Origin of the sequence: Micromonospora sp. NPDC049580 (assembly GCF_040675595.1) — a bacterium.
Classification (GTDB): Bacteria; Actinomycetota; Actinomycetes; order Mycobacteriales; family Micromonosporaceae; genus Micromonospora.
Window position 1 is genome coordinate 1 of the sequence record NZ_JBFAPG010000680.1, and the last position, 2,449, is coordinate 2,449.

General features: G+C 72.4%; 2 protein-coding genes. One reads left to right on the plus strand and one right to left on the minus strand.

Annotated features, from left to right (window positions below):
* On the minus strand, window positions 1-1,387 hold a 1,387-nt coding region (locus AB0J68_RS30920), incomplete at its 3' end, for a hypothetical protein (protein WP_363942276.1).
* A 369-nt stretch (window positions 1,388-1,756) separates the two neighbouring features.
* On the opposite strand from AB0J68_RS30920, the gene AB0J68_RS30925 reads away from it, so the two are divergent.
* The gene (locus tag AB0J68_RS30925) at window positions 1,757-2,068 is read left to right on the plus strand and encodes a MazG-like family protein (RefSeq protein WP_363942279.1); all 312 of its coding nucleotides are present in this window, start codon (window positions 1,757-1,759) and stop codon (window positions 2,066-2,068) included.
* Window positions 2,069-2,449: the final 381 nt, after the last annotated feature.

Below are 2,449 nucleotides of genomic sequence, written 5' to 3' on the forward strand. Positions count from 1 at the left end.
GGGTGCCGACCCCGGCGGCGTACGCGGCCCGGTCGCTGAACCGGCAGCCGTAGTCGGGTCGGGCCACCACCGCCGGGTCGGTCACCGTGTCGCCGGCCGGGCGCTTGCCGGTGCGTACCCAGGACACCAGGTCGTCCCAGGCGGCGCCAGCCTCGGCCGGGCTGAACTCGCAGTGCTGCGCGGCCCGGATGGCCCGCTGCACCACCAGCCGGCTGCGACCGTGCCGCGCCACGTCGGTGGCGTACGCCTGCTCCATGCTGAACGGCACGAACATGTCGCCCAGGTCGTGCAGGCTGACCACGGGCGCGCTCGGCCGCCCGGCGATCTTCGGCACCTCGGTCAGCGTCGGCAGGAGTCGCTGCACGATGTTCTCCGGCGCCACCCGCTGCACCGACGAGTTGACGTCGACGGGGCTGTTCGGGCTGTAGCGGGTCAGCAGGTTGGTGGAGATCTGGCTGGGCCGCTGGGCGGGGGAGTCGCCGCCGTCGGTCACCGCGATGGAGAAGAGGAAGTCCTTCCAGACCGCGAAGGCCGCCTCCGCGCCGGGCCGTGGTCCGCCCGTACGGTTCACGGTGATGGCCCGCAACTGCTTGCCCCGGTCGGTGGTGGTGTCCGGCCCGGTGGGCGTGAGCCCCGCCAGCCCGAGCGCCACCTGGATGCGGGGCACCGCGTTGCTCAGGTAGTCGGCCGGCGTCGGGTAGGCCGGCACTCCGGCGAGGGCCTGCGCGACCAGGTTGTAGTCGAGATAGAAGTCCAGCAGCGTCTGGTCACCGAGCACGCCGCACATGGGCAGCGCCCCGTCGTAGTAGCCGGGGTACTGCTCCAGCGAGCGCCCGATGACGTACCCGCCCATCGACACCCCCGCCAGGTAGGTGCGGTGGGGTCTGCGCACGGTCCGTCCGAAGTGGTCGGCGAGGTCCCGCGTGCTCAGCACGCCGGAGCGGATGTCGAAGCCGTTGCGGTCGTACGACGACGACGCCCACGCGTACCCCTGGGCCAGCAGCCGCTGGCGCAACTCGAAGGCCGGCGGCTCCGGCGAGAGCACCGTGCCCTGGCCGCGGTAGCCGTGCGCCCACACCACCAGGTCGCCGTTCCACCGGGCGGGAACCTCGATGATGTACGCGGCGTGCCGGTGCACGCCCTGGCGTACCGTCGTCGGCTTGCCGGCCACCACCAGCGGCGCCAGCGGCGGATTCTGGAAGGTGTAGCCGGGCAGCGGCTGGTCGCCGGAGGGGTCGTGGCCGCCGGTGGAAGCGCCTGCGGTGCTGGGTGCGGCGGCGGTGGGTGCGGCGGCGGTGGGTGCGGCGTCGAACAGTCCGACGGCCAGGGTCAGTGTCGCGGTGGCGGCGATCAGGCGGCGCAGCCTACGAACGGGTACGGACAGCATCGATGCTCCCCATCGGACGGATGTCGCCTGCGGGGGCGACCAGGCGGGACGGTTGCCTACCGGCCGGTAGCGCCCTGAACCTAGGACTGCCGTCGACCGGAGTCAATGGCTGAGCTGACCGACCAGTCAGACGGTCGGTGCGGCCGGCCCGAACCGCCCGTGCGGTGCGCGCCTCGACCGTGCGGTGCGTGTCCTGGCCGTGCGGTGTGCGTCCTGGCCGTGCGGTGTGTGTCCTGGCCGTGCGGTGTGTGTCCTGGCCGTGCGGTGTGTGTCCTGGCCGTGCGGTGCGTGTCCTGGCCGTGCGGTGCGGGTCCCGACCGTGCGGGCCGGGTGTGGGGCCGGTCGGGGCGGTCGGGTTGACTGGTCGCCGTGGACGACTCGATCTGGGCGGCGGCCCGGGCTGCGCGGAGCTGGCTGGACGCGGCGAACGGCACCGGGCAGACGGAACTGACCTGCCGCATCCTGAAGCTGACCGAGGAGGCCGGGGAGGCGTCAGCCGCCTGGATTGGTCTGCTCGGGCAGAATCCACGCAAGGGTGTCACCCACACCCGCGAGGACGTGGCGGCCGAGTTGGCCGACGTGGTGTTCACCGCGCTCGTAGCCATCGAGAGTCTCGGACTCGACGCACAGGCCGTTCTGGGGGCCTGTGCCGAAAAGGTCCGCTCTCGCCTGGAGGGCTGACGCCCTCCATGATCGGCACGGTGTCGGCGAGGTGGGTGTGTCCGGCTGGCCGGATGCCGCGATATCGCCGATCTGGAGTCGATCAGGCCGGGTGTCCGGTAAGACCGGTTGGGGTCGTGCCCGGTTGGGTGGGATGTCCGTTTCTGGGGGCTGTTGGGGTGTGACCGGGTGCATCCGTGGGCTGGAATCGTGGCGGGCGGGGGGTCGTTACATACCCTGACGATCGCAGGACCACGGCCAGCCGCCCCGCCCGCTCAACCGGGATGGGAATGGCCGGCCGGGCGGGGTCGTTGCAGACCCCCGGAACGACCGTGGGCTCGCCCCCGGGTCCGCTATTCGGCCCCGGTGGCCCGGGAATGACCCGCGGCCCGACGGTCGTTA